Source organism: Variovorax fucosicus, assembly GCF_030316825.1.
Classification (GTDB): Bacteria; Pseudomonadota; Gammaproteobacteria; order Burkholderiales; family Burkholderiaceae_C; genus Variovorax; species Variovorax fucosicus.
This window is the reverse complement of record NZ_JASZYU010000002.1, coordinates 942,645-962,237: the sequence shown is the minus strand read 5'-3', so window position 1 is coordinate 962,237 and position 19,593 is coordinate 942,645. Positions and strand designations below refer to the sequence as shown.

The window sequence follows — 19,593 nt, the reverse complement described above, 5'->3', positions numbered from 1 at the left end:
ACACCCGTGAGAACTGCACCCGTCTATCCCCCGCACATTGAGCAGCTCAAGTCGTACTCGCCGGGCTTGCCAATGGAAGACCTCGCCCGCCGCATCGACATGCCCCTCGCGCACATAGTCAAGCTTGCATCGAACGAGAACCCACTCGGTGCCAGCCCCCGCGCATTGGAGGCTCTGGCCGCGTCGTCGATCGACCTTTCCCGCTACCCGGACAACGACTGCACCGACCTCGCCCAGGCGCTAGCTCGACAGCTCGATGTGCCGCCGGACTGGGTGGTGACCGGCGCCGGCTCCGAGAGCGTGATCGGCATGGCGACAACGGCCCTTCTGAGTACAGGCCGCTTCACGCTCTACGCGCAATACTCGTTCCAGGCCTACGTGAACGCGGCGCAGCGCGTGGGCGCGACGTCTATCGTGGTGCCGTCGCCAGACTTTACGGTCGATCTCGGCGAGATGCTTCGCCACGGCAAGCGCCAGCCCATCTCGCTCGTGTACATCGCGAATCCGGGAAACCCGACCGGTACCAGCGTTGACCCCGATACGCTAGAAGCCTTCATCGGAGCCCAGCCTGACGGAACGGTGGTCGTGCTCGACGAGGCCTACCTGGAATACCTACCCGCCGCGACTCGGGGCGACGCCGTCGCCTGGGTGCGCCGCCACCCCCACCTACTCGTGACGCGCACCTTCTCCAAGGCGTACGGGCTGGCCGGTCTTCGCGTGGGCTACGGCATTGCGCAGCCCGCGCTGGCCGGCATGCTGCGCCGGGTACGCTCGCCGTTCCAGGTTTCGCAGCCCGCACAGGCCGGCGCTGTGGCCGCGTTGACCGACGCCGACTTCCTCGCGCGCACGCTTGCCGTCAACAGCGAAGGCCACGAACAGCTGTGCACAGCCTTCAGTGCTCGGGGACTGCGCCATCTGAAGTCGTCGACCAACTTCGTGTCCGTGCAGACTGGGGACAGCGCCGCACTGGCCGGCCGGCTAGAACAGCACGGCCTCATCGCGCGGCCGCTTGGCTCCTACGGGCTCAAGGACTGGTTGCGAGTGAGTATTGGCACCTCGATCGAAAACTCGCGCTTCCTCGACGCACTCGCACAAGAACTAAGACCCGCTGCATGACTACGAGCACCCGCAGGGCATTGATCGACGCCATCGTCGCCCGCACCGAGACGAACGCCAAGCTGAGACGCGACATCCATGCGCACCCCGAGCTGCGATACGAAGAATTCCGCACTTCCGACTTGATCGCAGCTGAACTGGAGCAATGCGGCATCGCCGTGCATCGTGGCCTCGCGCGCACCGGCGTGGTGGGCTCGCTCCGCCAAGGCAGCGGGAAAAAGGCCATCGGCCTTCGAGCCGACATGGACGCGCTGCGCGTGACGGAGCTCAACACTTTCGGCCACGCGAGCACGCACCCCGGCAAGATGCATGCGTGCGGACACGACGGTCATGTCGCGATGCTGCTGGCGGCCGCACGGCATCTGGCGCAGAACCGCCTGTTTGATGGCACCGTGCACTTCATCTTTCAGCCCGCCGAAGAGGGTGGCGCGGGCGCGCGCGCCATGATCGAGGACGGCTTGTTCGATAAGTTTCCTGTCGACGCCGTGTTCGGCATGCACAACTGGCCGGGTATGGCCGAAGGCCAGTTTGCCGTGAGCCCGGGCGGTGTGATGGCATCGAGCACTGAGTTCACCGTGATCATTCACGGCAAGGGCGGCCATGCAGCGCTGCCGCACACGGCCGTCGACCCGATACCCGTGGCCTGCGAGGTGGTACAGGCCTTTCAGAATATCCTTTCGCGCAACAAGAAGCCGGACGAAGCCGCCGTGTTGACTGTGACCGTGCTTCGGGCCGGTGAGTCGAACAACGTCATTGCCGACAACTGCGAGTTGAGGGGCACGATCCGCACTTTCTCGTTACCGACGCTGGACCTCATCGAGCAGCGTATGACGCAGATCGCCAGCCATGTGTGCAGTGCACACGACGCGCGCAGCGAGGTGCGCTTCAACCGCAGCTATCCTCCCACCATTAATTCCGTGGCCGAAGCCGCCTTTGCCCATGGCGTGATGACCGACATCGTCGGCGCGAACAACGTCCTGGTGCAGGAGCCCGCGATGACGGCGGAAGACTTCGCTTTTATGTTGCAGGTGCGGCCCGGCGCCTATGCTTTCATCGGGAACGGCGACGGAGCGCATCGCTCAATGCCGCACGGGCCGGGCCCCTGCAGCCTCCACAACCCAAGCTACGATTTCAATGATGCATTGATTCCGCTGGGCGCCACCTACTGGGTTCGGCTTGTGGAGCGCTTTCTGGCCCCGGGACCCTAATCGACGGTGATGTTTCGTTCCTTGATCAGTTTCGACCAAGTAGCGCCTTCGTCGCGAACCATACGGGTAAGTTCCTGAGGCGTGCTTGACGTGGCTTCGAAGCCCAACTCCTGCAGCTTGTTCACGATGTCCGGGTTCTTAAGAACCTTTTCTGTCTCGATACGCAGGCGCGCTACCACGTCGGCAGGGGTGTTTGGAGGCGCGACAAGGGCCGACCAGCTCTGAAGCGTCAGCTGGGGCATCCCTTGCTCGGCCACGGTTCGCACGTCGGGGAGTGCGCTCATGCGCGTCTTGCTGGTAACAGCGAGCGGACGAATCTTGCCGGCAGCTATCTGCGGTAGCAGCGTACTGGGCGCCTCGAAGAAGAGATCAACCTGGCGGCCCAGCAAGTCATTCAGCGCTGGCGCACCGCCCTTGTACGGCACGTGCGTAATCTCGATCGCCGCCTCGCGCCTGAATGTTTCTCCGATCAGGTGCGGGGTGGTGCCATACCCCGGAGACGCGAAGCTCAGCTTGTCGGGTCGGGCCTTTGCAGCCGCGATCACATCGGCGAGCGATCTGTAGGGCGACGCGGCATTGACAACCAGCACGAGCGGAAACTGGCTTACGGTGGTCACTGGTGTGAAGTCAGTCGGCTTGACGTTGACGCCCTTCTGCAGATACGGCGCAATTGTCAACGTGCTAGCGTTCGCCAGAAACAGCGTATACCCGTCGGGCGCGGCGCGCGCCACGTTGGCAGCGGCAATCATTCCGCCCGCGCCGGGAATGTTTTCGACAACCATCGGTTGGCCGAGGCCGGTCGACAGACGGGCCGCGAGGAGCCTGGCCACAACGTCCGATTGGCCACCGGTCGCGAAAGGCAGGATGACCTTGATTGGCTTTGAGGGATAGGCATCGGCCGCTAGGCCGGGCTGGTGGGCGACTCCAAGTGCCAGGGCAGCGCCCAATCCATAGAGCAATTTGCGTTTTGCCATGCGATGTCTCCGTTGTGTTTAATGATTAAAAGTGTCGGCGCGCAGCGACTCAGTAGCCCAGGGATCTGTCGACTTCGTTGATCAACGGATCTCCACGCTCCAGCCTTTGCAAGTTCTCGAGGAATTGCTCGACCACTGGGCCCACCGATGGCTGGGCCGCAATGTGCGGCGTCACCAGCACCTTTTCATGGCCCCAGAACGGGCTGCTGGCGGGCAGAGGCTCGGTGGCGAAAACGTCGAAGGCCGCCCCGCCCAGATGGCCTTCATCGACCAGGGCCAGCAGATCTGCCTCAACCACGATCCCGCCACGCGCTGCGTTGATTACATAAGCGCCCTGCGGCAGCTTCGACAGAAAGGCACGGTTGATCAGTCCGGCGGTCTGGGCTGTGCTCGGCAGGAGGCACACGAGGTAGTTGCACTGGCCGAGGAATTCATCCATGCCTTGCTCGCCCACGAATACCGGGACCCGGGCCGCCCGGCCTTCAGAACGCGTCCAGCCGATGACTTTGAAGCCGAGTGCGGCCACTACATCGGCGACCACAGAACCGATCGATCCGAGCCCCATGATGCCGACCGTGTACTCGCGCGAATCCGGCACGGCCACGCGCTTCCATTCGTGTGCGGCATACTGGGCCTGCAGCGTCGGCAACGCGCGGAAATGCTGCAGGATCTGCAGCGACACATATTGCGCCATGCTAAGGCCGAGGCCGGGCTCCACGGCGCGGGTGACCTTGACGCTCGCCGGCAAGTCGGGCGCCCCGAGGATGCCGTCGGCGCCGGCGCCAACCGAAGCAGCCAGCTGAAGATTCGGCAGCCGCGGTAACAGACCGGCCGGCAACTTGAAAGCGAAGAGCGCGGTGACATCCGGGTCTGTGTCCCCATCGATGCGCGTGACGACGTTCAGTTCTGGGGCGCGTGCGCGCAGAGCCTCATAGCGGGCCGTGACGAAGTCCGAGGTCAACAGCATCAGGACCTTAACGGGACGCTGGGTGGAAGCTACTTTCATGCAAAGGTTCTCTCATAGTTGAAGCGGGGGTTGTGTCTGCGGGCCTGTCGAACCAGCAGCTGCCAGCGCAGGTCCACCACGTCGGTGCGGCGCAGGAAGGCCTTGGTCTGGCGCGCCTCGGCGGGCGGCAGCTTCTTGGGCGTTCCGGCCGCCATAGCCTGCAGCTGAACGCGCGCAGCGAACTCGAGCACCGTGGCGGCGATGGTGGTCTCCGCAATGGATTCACCGACCACCACCGAGCCATGGTTGCGCAGCAGAATGGCTCGGTTGGCGCCCAGGCGCGTCGCGATGCTGGCGCCTTCCTTCTTGTCGAGCACGATGCCGTCGAACTCGTCGAACAGCACGATGTCTTCGTAAAAAAGCGCACCGCTTTGTGTCACCGGCTCGAGATTGCTGCCCACAATGCCCAGGGCCAGCGACGCCTCGGAATGCGTGTGAAGGATGCAGCACACCTCTGGCCGCGCCTCATAGATCTCGGTGTGGATGTTCAGCGTGGGGTTGCAAGGCAAGGTGCCGGTGACCGTGCGCAGGTCGAAGTCGGATTCGATCAGTTCCTCGGCCGTTGCCTCCTCGAAGCCGTAGCCGTAGGGGATGCTCCAGAAGGTCCTCGCATTGGGCAGGCGCGCGGTGAGGTGACCCGAGATCCCGCTGCCCTGTCCGTCCATGGCGAGGATCTGGAAGGCGTGGATCAGGTCGTGAATCAATACCGGCAAGGCGTCTTTGTTCATGGCTTGAGTTGTGAAGATTTCAGAGGGCGGAAGGAGCGGTCGCTTTGCTGACCACATCGACCGCAGTGGCGTCGTAGCTGAACAGCCACTCGTAGCGCTGCCGAACGCTGTCTTCGCTCCATTCGCGGTCCACGTAGCGACCCGCCTCGACGGCGTCCGCCAGCAGGGGGTTGTGAAAACGCGCCGCGTTGGCCGCGGAGCCCAGCACGATGCGAGAGGTGCGCTCCATGCGCAGCGCCTGATAGCGCAGCAGTCCGGCGGCGGGGTCGTCCTTGTGCGCTTCCAGGCAGCGGGCGAGCACCACGCCGTCTTCCAAGGCCATCACGGCGCCTTGAGCGAGGAAAGGCAGTGTGGAGTGGCAGGCGTCGCCCAATAGCGTGGCCCGGCCCTGCGTCCAGTTATTCATGGGCTGACGGCTCAGCAAAGCCCACTTGTAGGGCTGGTCGATGCCCTGGATCAGGCGATGCACATCGTCATGCCAGTGCCTGAAGTCGTTCATGCATTCTTCCACGCTGCCGCGCTCGGTCCAGGATTCGACCTGCCAGTCGCTGCGCTCGACGATGCCCACAAAGTTGACGAGAGCGCCCTCGCGCAAGGGGTAGTGAATGACGTGGGCGCCGGGGCCGATCCAGTTTGTGGCCAGGTTGGCGTGCAGGTGCGGTGGCAGCTTGTCGCGCTGAACCAGTCCACGCCAAGCAACGCAACCCGTGAACTGGGCATCGCTCTGGCCGAACATGGCGCGGCGGATGCGCGAGTGCACGCCGTCAGCTCCGACGAGGACGTCGCCACGAATGCGCTCGCCGCCCTCAAGTTCTACCTCGACACCTTCTGCGTCCTGCGTCAGACCCACCGCCTTGGCGCCCAGGCGAATCGCGCCTGGCTGGCGCTGACGCACGTGGCGAGCCATCAGCGCATGCAGGTCTGCCCGGTAGATCAGGTAGTACGGAAACCCATACTTCTGCACCGATTCAGCACCCAGGTCGAACAACTTCCACGTCTGCCCAGTGTTCCAGAGCCGGACCTGCTTCCCCGCCGCCTGCGTCGCCAGCTGCTGCAGTTCGTCACCCAGCCCGATGTCCGCCAGGCACCGCGAGCCGTTCGCGCTCACCTGGAAGCCGGCACCGACTTCGCCGAGTTCGGGCGCCTGCTCCAGCACGGTCACGCGAATGCCGCGCCGCTGCAGGGCCAGTGCGCAGCACAACCCGCCTATGCCGGCGCCGGCGATCAATACATGCAAGGGTTCAGCAGCCATGTCTCCATCCTTTGATACATCTGGCCCCATCGGCCAGCACTGAATTGCATCGCAGTGAGACAAATTTGTGAAGTTAAATTATCAAATCAATTAATATCCTTCAGCAATGAATATAAACACCCGGCAGCTTCAGGCCTTCCTGGCCATTGCCCGACTGGGCAGCTTCACGCGCGCCGCCGAAGAGACCTTCGTGACGCAGGCCGGGCTGAGCCTGATGCTCAAGGATTTCGAAGCGCAGGTCGGTGCCCGCCTGTTCGACCGCACAACGCGTTCGGTGCGCCTGACGCCGGCAGGAGAGGCCTTGCTGCCGACCGCGCGCGGCATGCTGGCCGACTGGGACCGGGCCACATCCAACATCGGGCAGCTGTCGGCCGAGGCCGCGCAGCAGGTCTCGCTGGCCGCAACACCGCTGATCGCCTCCAGTGTGCTGCCGCAGTGGCTCAATGAGTTTCGCTTGGTGCAAGCCAGCACCCGCGTGAATGTCAGCGACCTGGATCGCCAGCAGATTCTGCTGGGCATTGACGCAGGTGAAGTCGACCTCGGTCTGGGCGCCTTCTTTAAGCCAGCATCGGGCATCGAACGGCAGTTGCTAGCCACTTTTCCGATGGTGCGCGTCAGTCCGAAATCGGGTCGTCGCACCCTGGCCGGCACGCGCACACGGCCGGCCAGCGCAGGCAAGCGCGCCGCGTGGGCGGAGTTCGCGGGTCAACGCCTGCTTGCGTTGCCCATAGAGAACCCGATCCAGAAGCTCGTGGACGCTCAGCTGCGCGGGCTGGCCGTGGCACCCGCGTTCAGTGGAGCACTGCAGAACATCCAGGCCATCATCGCGATGGTGGAGGCAGGGCATGGGGTCGCCGCCCTGCCTGGGTTTGTGCTTCCAGCCTGCGCGCGCTACGACGTGGAAGTGCAGACGCTGGTGAATCCCGTGGTGCCAATCGACTTCTTCGTGGTGAGCAGGAAGGGGCGCCAGAAAACCGAGCTGGCCACCGAACTCATCGACGACCTGGGCCGTCACTTTAGGAAGTTGAGCCAGCTCGCAGTGGCCTGAACGCCGCCGACGCGGGCGCCATCCAGGCAAATCCACAAATTCGCCAAGGTCGAGCGTGGTCGCGAGGAGTGGGAAAACATTCCCTCCGTGCCAGGTGCTTAGGCGCGCGCAAACGGCGCGATCGGCATGTGACGGTCGAATGTTCTCTCTAAGCTGCCGCGAGGCATCTGCGCCGCCGCAGGCACTGGGTGAGCGCTTTCTGCGTGATGCCTTCCAGTTGCCGCTCGATCATGGCTCGGTTTCCTCGGATATACCTGGGCACTTTAAAGTGCCTAATTGACACTAGGTTTACTCTGTATACCATTCGCCAGGTCTTTACAACTGAGAGTTACCCATGTCATCCGTCGACACCAGCGCGCTGTTCCAGCCACTCACCGTCAAGAACCTCCAGCTCAAGAATCGGCTTGTCATGGCGCCGATGACCCGCACCTTCTCGCCCAACGGTGTTCCCGTCGAGGCGAATGCGGCCTACTACCGGCGCCGTGCAGAAGGCCAGGTCGGGCTGATTCTTTCGGAGGGTACGGTGGTCAATCGCCCTGCCTCCCGCAACGATCCCAACATCCCGTTCTTCCACGGCGAAGCCGCGCTGGCCGGCTGGAAGGGGGTGATCGATGCCGTGCACGCAGCGGGCGGCCGCATGGGTCCACAGCTCTGGCATACCGGTTCGGCGCGCTACACCGAGTGGGAACCCGATTCGCCCGTGGAAAGCCCGTCGGGCCTGGACGCACCGGACAAGCCGCGCGGTGAAGCCATGACCGAGGAAGCGATCGCGGACACCGTGGCGGCGTTCGCCGCAGCCGCGGAAGATGCCAAGCGCTTGGGCTTCGATACCGTGGAAGTTCATGGTGCACACGGCTACCTCATCGACCAGTTCTTCTGGTCCGGCACCAACAGGCGCACCGATCGGTATGGCGGCGCCACACTCAAGGAGCGTTCGCGGTTCGCCAGCGAGATCGTGGCTGCCATCCGCAAGGCGGTGGGTCCCGACTTTCCGATCATCATGCGCGTCAGCCAATGGAAGCAGCAGGACCTGACCGTGCGTCTCGCACCCACCCCCAAGGAAATGACGGATTGGCTGCTGCCGCTCGTGGAAGCTGGCGTGGACGTGTTGCATTGCTCGCAGCGGCGTTTCTGGGAGCCGGAATTTCCGGAGCTCGACGGCGAAAACGGCCTGAACTGCGCGGGCTGGGCCAAGAAGCTGACCGGCGCGACCACGATCAGCGTGGGCTCTGTCGGCCTGGACGGCGACGTCCTGAACGCCTTTGCCGGCAAGGGATCGAAAGCGGCGAGCGTGCAGCGATTGGTCGAGCGCATGGAACGCAACGAGTTCGACCTGATTGCCGTCGGCCGTGCATTGCTCGGCGACCCGCACTGGGTTTCAAAAATCCAATCGGGCGATCACAAGAACCTGCAGGGCTTTGATGCCGCCGCACTGGGTGCGCTCGTCTGATGCAACTGCGACGCTGATCACAGATCGCTAGTCGGCCACTTTCAAATAGTGGCCGAAGCCTTCTTCAGTGCCTAAATCTGGACACCTTAGACGGCTCCCAGTGGCGGCAGGACGCAACCAGTTTCTGCGTGCATGGCGGGATGCGAACTCGAGGTCGCTTGGCTGCGGAGCGCCCAACAGCCAAAGGTCAGGACAGATTTTTTGGCGTGGGCAAGGAATCGATTGAGCGAGCTCGTGATCCATGTTTCTGGTGTTTGTGCAATACGCAAGTCGCGATACGGATCTCCTCTCTTTGCGTCGTTTGCCCGTCGCGCGGGAGCTACCAAGGTACACAAAGTAGACTTGACTTCAATCAGACACTTAGGATCGCCTAGGTATCGCGAAGGAAACCGCCCAATGCCAAAGATCACGCCGGAATGCTTTTCTTCAGATTGTCCGAGTCGAGCTTTGTTCGACCAGATCGCGGACAAGTGGTCGATGATGATTTTGGCCGTGCTGGAGGACGAGCCGCACCGGTTCAACGCCATCAAGCGTCGCCTGGAAGGCGTCACCCAGAAGGCGCTGACCCAGAGCCTTCGCCGCCTCGAACGCAACGGCTTGGTCTCCCGTCGCGTCATTCCGGTTTCGCCCGTTGCAGTTGAGTACGACATCACACCGCTTGGGCGCACCTTGCAACAGCCGTTGCGTGCACTGCACGATTGGACGATGGTCAAGCTGCCGTCGGTCCAGAAGGCACGCCAAGCATTTGACCAGCGAGGGCTTTGATCTGCTCGTGAGTGACTGCTAGATGCCAACGGTCCGGCTCTTGCCAAAACTCCATGCTGCTGAGGAGCCTCGCAAGACGACCGAAACCTGCGGCCCAAGATACTCGTCCGCGATCGGCGGCCACGGCACCAGATTGAACGCTTTCCCATCGTCGAGCATGGCAAATCGGCCGCTGAATGCCTCCGGACACGATTCGCCCAGTTCCCCAAAGAAAAAGGGCGTCCGGAGGATGAATCCGGACGCCCTTGGACGTTTTGTTGGTCGGTGTGAAAGGATTCGAACCTTCGACCCCTTGCACCCCATGCAAGTGCGCTACCAGGCTGCGCCACACACCGAAGCCCGCAATTATAGCGGGCAGATTTCAGTGTCCTGCGCTGAGCAGCTCGCGGATTTCAAAGAGTTCGCGGCGCAACTGAGCCAGCAGCGATGGGGCAAGCCGTTGCGACGATGCGGCATGCATGTGCAGTTCTTCGTCCTGCACCGCGGCGTCGAACTCTTCCTGGTCGATCTCGATGGCCTCGACGCCTTCCAGCGGCACCTCGCCGGCCTTGCGGCGGTCGCGTTCGTGCTGCACCAGTTCCTGCAGCTTGTTGCGCGCGCCGCTGATGGTGAAGCCCTGGTCGTAGAGCAGGTCGCGGATGCGGCGGATCATGAGCACTTCATGGTGCTGGTAGTAGCGCCGGTTGCCGCGCCGCTTCATCGGGCGCAGTTGCGTGAACTCCTGCTCCCAGTAGCGCAGCACATGCGGCTTGACGCCGCAAAGCTCGCCCACCTCACCGATCGTGAAGTAGCGTTTGACGGGAATCGGGGGGAGCGTTTTCTCCATTGAAATCAAGACAGTGCGCGCGAAACCTCAGAGGTTACTCTACGCACCTTCCGGGCGCCAAGCACTATTCGGCACCAATGCTCCACTCGACCTCTTGTGCACCATCTTCCGTGATGTTTCCGTGAATCTGTTCCTTGAGCTTGGCGCTCGCATGGAACGTGGCAACGCGGCGCGCACCGATCGGAATGGCTTCGCCAGTGCGCGGATTGCGCCCCGGGCGCGGGGCCTTGGTGCGGATCTGGAAATTGCCGAAGCCCGAGATCTTGACGTCGGTGCCTTCGATCAGGCTGGTGGCGATGAGGTCGAAGAACGCTTCGACCATGTCTTTGGACTCGCGCTTGTTCAGGCCGATCTGCTCGAACAGCAGGTCGGCCAGGTGCGCCTTGGTGAGGGCCGGCGTTTCGAGGGCTTCGAGCGTGAATTCCATGATCATCGTCCTCTGTTATCCGCGCAGCCGGGCGCCGAGCCGGGCACCGAGCTGGTCGATGATGGCGCGCACGGCGGGTTCGATCTGCTCGTCGGTCAGCGTGGCCGCGTCGCTCTGAAAGCTCAGGCGCACCGCCATGCTCTTCTCGCCCTGCGCCAAACCTGCCGATGAAACCGCAGCGCCGTCGCGCGCCGGCTGCGGGCGGTAGATGTCGAACAGGGTCGCGCCCTGAAGCAAGCCGGCATCGGCCGAGGCGGCCTCGATCGTTTCCATCAACGCGTCGTGCGTGACGGCTTCGGCCACCACCACGGCAATGTCGCGCTCGACGGCCTGGTGGCGCGGCACCGGCTGCGCGACCGGCACGGGCCGTGCGCTGACCGCATCGAGGTCCAGCTCGAACAGCACCGGCGCCTGCGCCAGCTCCCACTTCTGGCGCCAGCGCGGGTGCAGTTCGCCGACCACGCCGATGTCACAGCCATCGACACGCACGCGCGCCGCCCGCCCCGGGTGCAGCGCGGGGTGTTCGGTCGGCTCGAAGGTGGGCAGCAGCGGCGCCAGCAGCGCCTCGACATCGCCCTTGACGTCGAAGAAGTCGGTGCGCTGCGGCTTGCCGTCCCAGCGCGATTCGTCGGCGTCGCCCCACGCAAGGCCGGCCACGCGCATCGGCTGGCGGACGCCCTTGACGGTGCTGTCGGTCGTGGCCACGCTGTCGTCGCGCACGAACACGCGGCCCACCTCGAACACGCGCACGCGCGGCGCCTTGCGGTCGAGGTTGAACTTGAGCACCTGCAACAGCGAGCCGAGCAGCGACGAGCGCATCACGCTCATCTGGCTGGCAATCGGGTTCAGCAGCTTGACCGGGTTGGCATTGCCTGCAAGGTCTTGCTCCCAGTGCGCTTCTACAAAGCTGAAGTTGATGGTTTCCTGGTAGCCGAGCGCGGCGACGCGATGGCGCAGCGCGAAAGAGCCGCGTTGCACTTCGGGCCTCACACGCGCGGTGATCGGTGCGAGCGGCGGCGTGGTCGGCAGGTTGTTGTAGCCGATGAGGCGTGCAACTTCCTCGATCAGGTCTTCCTCGATCAGCAGGTCGAAGCGGTGCGGCGGCGGCGTCACGCGCAGCGTGCCATCGCCCTCCTCGATCGGCAGGCCGAGGCGGCCCAGGGCATCGACGCACTGGGCCTGGGTCAGCGGCATGCCGATCACACGCGCGGCACGGGCCACGCGCAAGGTAACGGGCTTGGCCTCGGGCAGCTTCAGCGTCTGGTCGTCCATCGCGCCGGCCTGGCCGCCACAGATCTCGAGCACCAGCTGCGTGATGCGCTCGATGACCCCGACGGTGCGGCTCGGATCGACGCCGCGCTCGAAGCGGTGGCCCGCATCGGTCGAGAAGTTGAAACGGCGCGAGCGCCCCTGGATCGCCTCGGGCCACCAGAACGCGGCCTCGACATAGATGTTCTTCGTGTCGTCGGTCACCGATGTGGCGTCGCCGCCCATGATGCCGGCCAGCGACTCGACCTCGCGCTCGTCCGAGATCACGCCGACCTTTTCATCGACCGTGACGGTGTTGCCGTTCAGCAGCTTGAGCTGCTCGCCCGCCTTGCCCCAACGTACCGTGAGGCCGCCGTGGAGCTTGTCGAGGTCGAAGATGTGCGAGGGCTGGCCCAGCTCGAACATCACGTAGTTCGAGATGTCGACCAGCGCCGTCACGCTGCGCTGCCCGCAGCGCGACAGGCGCTCGACCATCCAGGCCGGCGTAGCCGCCCGGGTGTTCACGCCGCGCACGATGCGGCCCGAGAAACGGCCGCAGAGTTCGGGCGCGTCGACCTTGACGGGCAGCACGTCGGCAAACGATGCAGTGATCGCTGGCACGGCCGGTGTCTTGAGGGGCGCGCCCGTCAGGGCGGCCAGCTCGCGTGCGATGCCGTAGACGCTCAGGCCATGGGCCAGGTTCGGCGTGAGCTTGAGCGTGAGCAGTGCGTCGTCGAGCTTGAGCACATCCCGCACGTCTGCACCCACCGGCACATCGGCCGCGAGTTCGAGCAGCCCACCGTGGTCTTCGCTGAGCTGCAGTTCGCGCGCCGAGCACAGCATACCCTGGCTCTCGACGCCGCGCAGCTTGCCGAGTTTGATGAGGAAGGGCTTGCCGTCTTCGCCGGGCGGCAGTTCTGCGCCGACCAATGCGCAAGGCACCTTGATGCCGACGCGCGCGTTGGGTGCACCGCAAACGATGTTGAGCAAGGCGCCCTGCCCCGCGTCGACCTGGCACACGCGCAGGCGATCGGCGTTCGGGTGCTGCACGGCTTCCTTGATTTCGCCGACCACGATCTTGCTGAAGGGCGGCGCCACCGGGCGGCGTTCTTCGACCTCGAAACCGCCCATGGTGAGCGTCTCGGCCAGTTGTTCGCTCGACAGCGGCGGGTTGCAGAACTCTCGCAACCAGGACTCGGGGAATTGCATCTCGTTGTTCTCGTTCTTGTCGGTTTACTGGAACTGGCTCAGAAAGCGAAGGTCGCCGTCGAAGAACAGGCGCAGGTCGTTCACCCCATAGCGCAGCATGGTGAGCCGATCCGGGCCCATGCCGAAGGCGAAGCCAATGTAGCGCTCGGGGTCGAGGCCCATGTTGCGCACCACGTTCGGGTGCACTTGGCCCGAGCCCGCGACTTCGAGCCAGCGGCCGGCCAGCGGGCCGCTCTGGAACTGGATGTCGATCTCGGCGCTTGGCTCGGTGAACGGAAAGAAGCTCGGGCGGAAGCGCAGCACCAGGTCGTCGCTTTCGAAGAAAGTGCGGCAGAAATCGGTGAAGACGACCTTCAGATCCTTGAAGCTCACGTTCTCGCCGAGCCACAGGCCTTCGCACTGGTGGAACATCGGCGAATGCGTGGCGTCGCTGTCGACGCGGTAGGTGCGGCCCGGTGCGATCACGCGGATCTCGGGTGCGCGCGTGGCGCCGGTGGCATCGGCCGCCGCAGCCTCGAACGCGGCCGCGTGCTTCTTGATGTGCTGATGCGCATAGCGCACCTGCATCGGGCTGGTGTGCGGGCGCAGGTTGTAGGGGATACCGTCCTCGCCGTCGATGTCGACGTAGAAGGTGTCCTGCATCGAACGCGCCGGATGGTTCGGCGGGTTGTTGAGCGAGGTGAAGCTGTGCCAGTCGCTCTCGACCTCGGGGCCATCGGCCACGTCGAAGCCCATGCTCGAGAAGATCGCTTCGATGCGCTCCATGGTGCGGCTGACCGGGTGCAGGCCTCCACCCACGCGGCGGCGGCCGGGCAGCGTGACGTCGAGCGCCTCGGCGCGCAGCTGCACTTCGAGTTCTTCGTCGGCCAGCGCCTGGCGGCGGTGGTTGAGCGCGGCCTCGATCGCCTGCTTGGCGACGTTGATGGCGGCGCCACGCGACTTCTTCTCGTCGACGCTGAGGGCCGCCATACCCTTCATGAGTTCGGTGATGCGACCGGCCTTGCCGAGGAAGCGGGCCTTGGCATTCTCCAGATCCGCCGGCGCTTTCGCGAGGGCGAAGTCAGCGCGTGCGGTGTCGACCAGGGAGTCCAACTCGTTCATAGGAATTCGGAGAGAGAAATAAAAAAGGGCTGGAGCCTTTTCAAGCGCCAGCCCTCATGCCGTGGGCGCAGGCAGCCGTCCAGAAAGACTGCGGCCTGCTCTGCGGGATCAAGCAGCCAGCTTGGCCTTGACCTGCTCCACGATGCCGGCAAAAGCGGCCTTGTCGTGCACCGCGATGTCCGCAAGCATCTTGCGGTCGATCTCGATGCCCGCCTTGCGGATGCCGTTGGCGAACTGGCTGTAGGTCAGGCCCAGTTCGCGCGAGGCGGCGTTGATACGCGCGATCCACAGTTGACGGAAAACGCGCTTCTTGGTGCGGCGGTCACGGTAGGCATATTGGCCTGCCTTCATCACCGCCTGTTTGGCGACGCGGAAGACATTGCCGCGGCGACCGCGGAAACCCTTGGCGAGTGCGAGAACTTTCTTGTGGCGGGCGCGAGCCGTTACACCACGTTTGACGCGAGGCATGTGTGTACTCCTTGTTCGTCGGGGTTAAATGCCACGGCCGGGCATCATGGCGGCCATCGAAACCATGTTGGTTTCGTGAACCGTCACTGCACCGCGCAGATGGCGCTTGTTCTTGGTGGTCTTCTTGGTCAGGATGTGACGCTTGAAGGCTTGACCGCGCTTGACGGTGCCACCGGGACGAACGCGGAAACGTTTTTTCGCGCTGCTCTTGGTCTTCATTTTGGGCATATTCATGCTCCTTTAAATTGTGCTCGTGAGGCGCCGTGGATGTTCCACGGGCTTGTTGGCCCCGAGACACTTCTTTATCCCGCGGCGGCTTTTGCAAGCCGCCGCGAAATCCCTTCAAACCTTCTACTGCCGCCGGATCAGGCCGCTGCCGGCTCCGTCGTCGGCTTCGGCGCCGCTCCACCGGCCTTCTTGCGGCCCGGCGCGATCATCATGATCATCTGCCGGCCTTCGAGCTTCGGAAACTGCTCGACGACGATCAGGTCGGCCAGCTCGTCGCGAATGCGCTGCAGCAGTGCCAGACCGAGCTCCTGGTGCGTGATCTCGCGGCCGCGAAAGCGCAGCGTGATCTTGCATTTGTCGCCCTCTTCAAGAAAGCGCTTGATGTTGCGCATCTTGATGTTGTAGTCACCATCGTCGGTACCGGGCCGGAACTTGATTTCCTTGACCTCGATGACCTTCTGCTTCGACTTCGCCTCGGCTGCCTTCTTCTGCTCGTGGTACTTGAACTTGCCGTACTCGATCAGGCGGCAGACCGGAGGATTTGCCGCCGCAACGACCTCCACCAGATCCACGTCGGCCTCGCCGGCCAGGCGCAGGGCCTCGGAGAGACTCATGACACCCAACGGCTCGTTTTCCGGGCCGACTAGGCGGACTTCCGGGGCCATGATTTCCCGGTTCAGGCGGTGTTGGCGTTCCTCGCGGTGGCGGCGGTCGCGAAATGCAGTAGCGATGGTCAGAATCCTTCAAAATTTGCTACAAAATCTGTAGCGAACGCCGGGCAGTCCTCGCGGACAAGCGGCGTGATTTGGCAAGGAAACATATGGGGGTGTTCCGGAGACAAATCAACGCTTGTCAGCAATATCCTGGACGAGCCGTTGCACGAACGATTCGAGGGACATTGCACCGAGGTCTTGATTGCCCCGGGCGCGCACTGCGACGGCACCTGCTTCCTTTTCCTTGTCGCCTACGACGAGGATGTAAGGGAGCTTTTGCAACGAATGCTTGCGTATTTTATACGTAATCTTCTCGTTGTGCAGGTCGAGCTGAACCCTAAGCCCTTGATTCCGCAGCGTTTTTGCAACTTCCGCAGCGTAATCGGCCTGTCCTTCGCTGATATTGAGCACCGCCACGTGCACTGGCGCGAGCCAGGCGGGCATGGCGCCGGCGTGATGTTCGATCAGCATGCCGATGAAGCGCTCCAGGCTGCCGACGATCGCGCGGTGCAGCATCACCGGGTAGGCGCGGCCGCTCGTTTCCGTCACGTATTCGCCGCCCAGGCGCTCGGCCGTGTTGAAGTCGACCTGCATCGTGCCGCACTGCCACTGCCGGCCGATGGCATCGCGCAGCGTGTATTCGATCTTCGGGCCGTAGAACGCGCCGTCACCCGGCGAGACCACGAAATCGACGCCGGAGCGGCGCAGCGCCTCCATGCAGGCGTGCTCGGCCTTGTCCCAGATCGCGTCGGAGCCGACCCGGTTGTCGGGCCGCGTCGCCACCTTGTAGAGGATGTCGGTAAAGCCGAAGTCGGCGTAGACCTTCTGCAATTTGGTCGTGTAGGCAACGCACTCGTCGAGGATCTGGTCTTCGGTACAGAACACATGCCCGTCGTCCTGCGTGAAACCACGCACGCGCATGATGCCGTGCAGCGCGCCCGAAGGCTCGTTGCGATGGCACTGGCCGAACTCGCCGTAGCGGATCGGCAGGTCGCGATAGCTGCGCAGATCGCTCTTGAAGATCAGCACGTGGCCGGGACAGTTCATCGGCTTGATCGCGTAGTCGCGCTTTTCCGACTCCGTCGTGAACATGCTTTCCCGGTAGTTCTGCCAGTGGCCCGTTTTCTCCCAGAGGCTCCGATCCAGGATCTGCGGGCCCTTCACTTCCTCGTAGCCCGTGTCACGGTAGACGCCGCGCATGTACTGCTCGACCGCCTGCCAGATGGCCCACCCCTTGGGGTGCCAGAACACCATGCCGGGCGCCACCTCGTCGATGTGGAACAGGTCGAGCTCCTTGCCGAGCTTGCGGTGGTCGCGCTTCTCCGCTTCCTCGATGCGCTGGATGTACTGGTCGAGCTGCTTCTTGTCGGCCCAGGCCGTGCCGTAGATGCGCTGCAGTTGCTCGTTCTTGGCATCGCCGCGCCAGTAGGCACCCGCCAGCTTGGTGAGCTTGAACACCTTCAGGAAGCGCGTGTTCGGCACGTGCGGGCCGCGGCACATGTCGACGTATTCCTGGTGGTAGTAGAGGCCCATGGCCTGCTCGTCGGGCATATCCTCGACCAGGCGCAGCTTGTATTCTTCGCCGCGCGACTTGAAGACCTCGATGACTTCGGCGCGCGGCGTCATCTTCTTGACCACGTCGTAGTCCTGCGCGATCAGCTCGCGCATGCGCGCCTCGATGGCAGCCATGTCTTCGGGCGTGAACGGGCGCTCGTACGCGATGTCGTAGTAGAAGCCCTCCTCGATCACCGGGCCGATCACCATCCGGGCCGTCGGGTAGAGCTGTTTCACCGCATGGCCGACCAGATGCGCCGTCGAGTGGCGGATGATCTCCAGCCCCTCATCGTCGCGTGGCGTGATGATCTGCAGCCTGGCGCTGCGGTCGATGATGTCGCTGGCATCGACCAGGACGCCATCGACCTTGCCGGCCAGGGTCATCTTGGCCAGGCCGGGGCCGATGGACTGGGCCACTTCGGCCACCGAAACCGGGCCAGGAAACTCGCGCTGCGAGTTGTCGGGGAGCGTGATCTGGATCATGGAAAAAACCTCGGGAGAAAAACAAAAAGCGCGGTCGGTACCGCGCTTTGCCATGGTTTTGATAGCTGGATACGTCCAGCCCACGCGCGCTACCGGCCGGTTCGGCCTTGAAATCCTTGCGGTGTAGTTCGCGGTGTCATAACCAGATTGCCTTTCTCGCCCTTGTTGACGGAGGAAGCCTGGATTCTAGCCGCGCAGTCACCGCGGCGAGGGCGCCCCGGCTGGGGCGACAGGCGCCCACAAAAAAGCCCGGCACGCGGCCGGGCTGAAAGTGACAGCGAAATCGTTCAGTGGAACTGTTCTTCTTCGGTCGAGCCGGTCAGCGCCGTGACGCTGGACTTGCCGCCCTGGATCACCGTGGTCACTTCGTCGAAGTAGCCGGTGCCGACTTCCTGCTGATGCGACACGAAGGTGTAGCCGCGGTCGCGCGCAGCGAACTCGGGCTCCTGCACCTTCTCGACATAGGCCGACATGCCGCGGGCCACGTAGTCCTGTGCGAGGTCGAACATGTTGAACCACATCGAGTGGATGCCGGCCAGCGTGATGAACTGGTACTTGTAGCCCATGGCACCGAGTTCCTTCTGAAACTTGGCAATGGTCGCGTCATCGAGGTTCTTCTTCCAGTTGAAGGAAGGCGAGCAGTTGTACGCGAGCATCTTGCCCGGGTGCACCTTGTGCACGGCATCGGCGAACTTCTTGGCGAACGCGAGATCCGGCGTGCCGGTTTCGCACCACACCAGGTCGGCATAGTGGGCATAGGCGACGGCGCGGCTGATGGCCTGGTCGATGCCCTTCTTCGTGCGATAGAAGCCTTCGGCGGTGCGCTCGCCGGTGATGAAGGGCTTGTCGTTCTCGTCGTAGTCGCTGGTGATCAGGTCAGCAGCTTCCGCGTCGGTGCGGGCGATCACGAGCGTCGGCGTGCCGCAGACGTCGGCTGCCATGCGCGCGGCGATGAGCTTCTGCACTGCCTCGGTGGTGGGCACCAGCACCTTGCCGCCCATGTGGCCGCACTTCTTGACCGAAGCGAGCTGGTCTTCGAAGTGCACGCCGCCCGCGCCGGCGTTGATCATGGCCTTCATCAGTTCGAAGGCGTTCAGCACGCCGCCGAAGCCGGCTTCGGCATCGGCCACGATCGGCGCGAAATAGTCGGTGTAGTCCTTGTCGCCGGGGTTGGTGCCCTTCGACCACTGGATCTCGTCGGCGCGACGGAAGGTGTTGTTGATGCGCTCGACCACGGTCGGCACCGAGTCCACCGGGTACAGCGACTGGTCGGGGTACATCGATGCGTAGCTGTTGTTGTCGGCGGCGACTTGCCAGCCCGACAGGTAGATCGCCTTCACGCCGGCCTTGACCTGCTGCATCGCCTGGCCGCCGGTGAGCGCGCCGAGGCAGTTGACGTAGGGCTCGGTGTTCACGAGGCTCCACAGCTTCTCGGCGCCGCGACGGGCCAGCGTGTGCTCGATCGGGAACGAGCCGCGCAGGCGCACGACGTCGGCCGCGCTGTAGCCACGCTTGATGCCCTTCCAGCGCGGGTTGGTAGCCCAGTCCTTTTCGAGGGCTGCGATTTGTTGTTCACGGCTGAGCTGTTCGGTGAAGTTTTGGGGCATGGTCACTCCGGAGTTGGTTAAGGGTGAGGCGCTGCGGCCTTGGGCTTTACTGTAGCCAAATCTCCAACTCTTATGTCTTATAGAAGACATATTTTTCGTTCAACAAAATCAACGGCTTACGTGACATTTTCTCAATGCGAAATTATTTTTCTTATATTGAGAAAAAATATTGCGCCGCAGCA

The 19,593-nt window shown here is 63.5% G+C and carries 19 protein-coding genes and 1 tRNA gene; 5 read left to right on the top strand and 15 right to left on the bottom strand.

The annotated features are described in order from the left end of the window. Positions 1-6: 6 nt before the first annotated feature. Positions 7-1,116 (top strand): histidinol-phosphate transaminase, encoded by a 1,110-nt coding sequence (gene hisC / locus QTI05_RS16775; RefSeq protein ID WP_286546127.1) that lies wholly within the window; start codon positions 7-9, stop codon positions 1,114-1,116. Next, on the top strand, positions 1,113-2,324 hold the full coding sequence (locus tag QTI05_RS16770) for a M20 aminoacylase family protein (RefSeq protein WP_286622295.1): 1,212 nt from the start codon (positions 1,113-1,115) through the stop codon (positions 2,322-2,324). Before hisC ends, QTI05_RS16770 begins: the two co-directional genes overlap by 4 nt. Here QTI05_RS16770 and QTI05_RS16765 read toward each other — a convergent pair. Genes QTI05_RS16765 through QTI05_RS16750 form a run of 4 tightly spaced genes read right to left on the bottom strand, consistent with a single transcriptional unit; the run spans position 2,321 to position 6,284 of the window. After that, positions 2,321-3,298: a Bug family tripartite tricarboxylate transporter substrate binding protein gene (locus QTI05_RS16765; RefSeq protein ID WP_286546124.1), complete on the bottom strand. Its 978-nt coding sequence runs from the start codon at positions 3,296-3,298 to the stop codon at positions 2,321-2,323. The genes QTI05_RS16770 and QTI05_RS16765 overlap by 4 nt on opposite strands. Before the next feature lie 49 nt (positions 3,299-3,347). Then, entirely contained in the window at positions 3,348-4,304 is a 957-nt protein-coding gene (locus tag QTI05_RS16760) for a 2-hydroxyacid dehydrogenase (protein ID WP_286622294.1), read from the bottom strand. Next, complete coding sequence (locus QTI05_RS16755; RefSeq protein ID WP_286622293.1) at positions 4,301-5,032, bottom strand: class II aldolase/adducin family protein; 732 nt, start codon at positions 5,030-5,032, stop codon at positions 4,301-4,303. The genes QTI05_RS16760 and QTI05_RS16755 overlap by 4 nt, the downstream gene beginning before the upstream one ends. 19 nt (positions 5,033-5,051) lie before the next feature. Further along, positions 5,052-6,284 (bottom strand): FAD-dependent oxidoreductase, encoded by a 1,233-nt coding sequence (locus tag QTI05_RS16750; RefSeq protein WP_286622292.1) that lies wholly within the window; start codon positions 6,282-6,284, stop codon positions 5,052-5,054. 106 nt (positions 6,285-6,390) lie between these two features. Between QTI05_RS16750 and QTI05_RS16745 the strand changes: the two genes are divergently transcribed. From QTI05_RS16745 to QTI05_RS16735, 3 genes are all read left to right on the top strand, one after another. Beyond that, entirely contained in the window at positions 6,391-7,332 is a 942-nt protein-coding gene (locus tag QTI05_RS16745) for a LysR family transcriptional regulator (RefSeq protein WP_286622291.1), read from the top strand. A gap of 334 nt (positions 7,333-7,666) precedes the next feature. Further along, positions 7,667-8,782 (top strand): NADH:flavin oxidoreductase, encoded by a 1,116-nt coding sequence (locus tag QTI05_RS16740; RefSeq protein WP_286622290.1) that lies wholly within the window; start codon positions 7,667-7,669, stop codon positions 8,780-8,782. 396 nt (positions 8,783-9,178) lie between these two features. Further along, the gene (locus tag QTI05_RS16735; RefSeq protein ID WP_286546111.1) at positions 9,179-9,547 is read left to right on the top strand and encodes a winged helix-turn-helix transcriptional regulator; all 369 of its coding nucleotides are present in this window, start codon (positions 9,179-9,181) and stop codon (positions 9,545-9,547) included. 18 nt (positions 9,548-9,565) lie between these two features. Here the strand turns inward: QTI05_RS16735 and QTI05_RS27855 are convergent, their stop codons facing one another. The 11 genes from QTI05_RS27855 to aceA all read right to left on the bottom strand — a co-directional run bounded on the left by QTI05_RS27855 (position 9,566) and on the right by aceA (position 19,411). Further along, entirely contained in the window at positions 9,566-9,850 is a 285-nt protein-coding gene (locus QTI05_RS27855; protein WP_353505960.1) for a DUF3363 domain-containing protein, read from the bottom strand. Further along, positions 9,806-9,882: transfer RNA gene (locus tag QTI05_RS16730), tRNA-Pro, on the bottom strand. The genes QTI05_RS27855 and QTI05_RS16730 overlap by 45 nt, the downstream gene beginning before the upstream one ends. Positions 9,883-9,908: 26 nt before the next feature. Further along, positions 9,909-10,373, bottom strand: a complete 465-nt coding sequence (locus QTI05_RS16725; RefSeq protein WP_286622289.1) for a MerR family transcriptional regulator — start codon at positions 10,371-10,373, stop codon at positions 9,909-9,911. A 64-nt stretch (positions 10,374-10,437) separates the two neighbouring features. Next, positions 10,438-10,800, bottom strand: a complete 363-nt coding sequence (locus tag QTI05_RS16720) for an integration host factor subunit alpha (protein WP_286546108.1) — start codon at positions 10,798-10,800, stop codon at positions 10,438-10,440. Positions 10,801-10,815: 15 nt separating this feature from the next. Beyond that, positions 10,816-13,257: a phenylalanine--tRNA ligase subunit beta gene (gene pheT / locus QTI05_RS16715; RefSeq protein WP_286622288.1), complete on the bottom strand. Its 2,442-nt coding sequence runs from the start codon at positions 13,255-13,257 to the stop codon at positions 10,816-10,818. A gap of 24 nt (positions 13,258-13,281) precedes the next feature. Further along, positions 13,282-14,358: a phenylalanine--tRNA ligase subunit alpha gene (pheS, locus tag QTI05_RS16710; RefSeq protein ID WP_286546106.1), complete on the bottom strand. Its 1,077-nt coding sequence runs from the start codon at positions 14,356-14,358 to the stop codon at positions 13,282-13,284. 108 nt (positions 14,359-14,466) lie between these two features. Then, on the bottom strand, positions 14,467-14,826 hold the full coding sequence (gene rplT / locus QTI05_RS16705) for a 50S ribosomal protein L20 (protein WP_007832499.1): 360 nt from the start codon (positions 14,824-14,826) through the stop codon (positions 14,467-14,469). A 24-nt stretch (positions 14,827-14,850) separates the two neighbouring features. Next, on the bottom strand, positions 14,851-15,054 hold the full coding sequence (rpmI, locus tag QTI05_RS16700; RefSeq protein ID WP_286546105.1) for a 50S ribosomal protein L35: 204 nt from the start codon (positions 15,052-15,054) through the stop codon (positions 14,851-14,853). 137 nt (positions 15,055-15,191) lie between these two features. Further along, positions 15,192-15,794 carry a translation initiation factor IF-3 gene (gene infC, locus QTI05_RS16695; protein WP_286546253.1) on the bottom strand — a complete coding sequence of 201 codons (603 nt, stop codon included), beginning with the start codon at positions 15,792-15,794 and terminating at the stop codon, positions 15,192-15,194. A 102-nt stretch (positions 15,795-15,896) separates the two neighbouring features. After that, positions 15,897-17,804, bottom strand: a complete 1,908-nt coding sequence (gene thrS, locus QTI05_RS16690) for a threonine--tRNA ligase (protein ID WP_286622287.1) — start codon at positions 17,802-17,804, stop codon at positions 15,897-15,899. A gap of 287 nt (positions 17,805-18,091) precedes the next feature. Then, the gene (gene aceA / locus QTI05_RS16685) at positions 18,092-19,411 is read right to left on the bottom strand and encodes an isocitrate lyase (RefSeq protein ID WP_286546103.1); all 1,320 of its coding nucleotides are present in this window, start codon (positions 19,409-19,411) and stop codon (positions 18,092-18,094) included. Between the last annotated feature and the right edge of the window lie 182 nt (positions 19,412-19,593).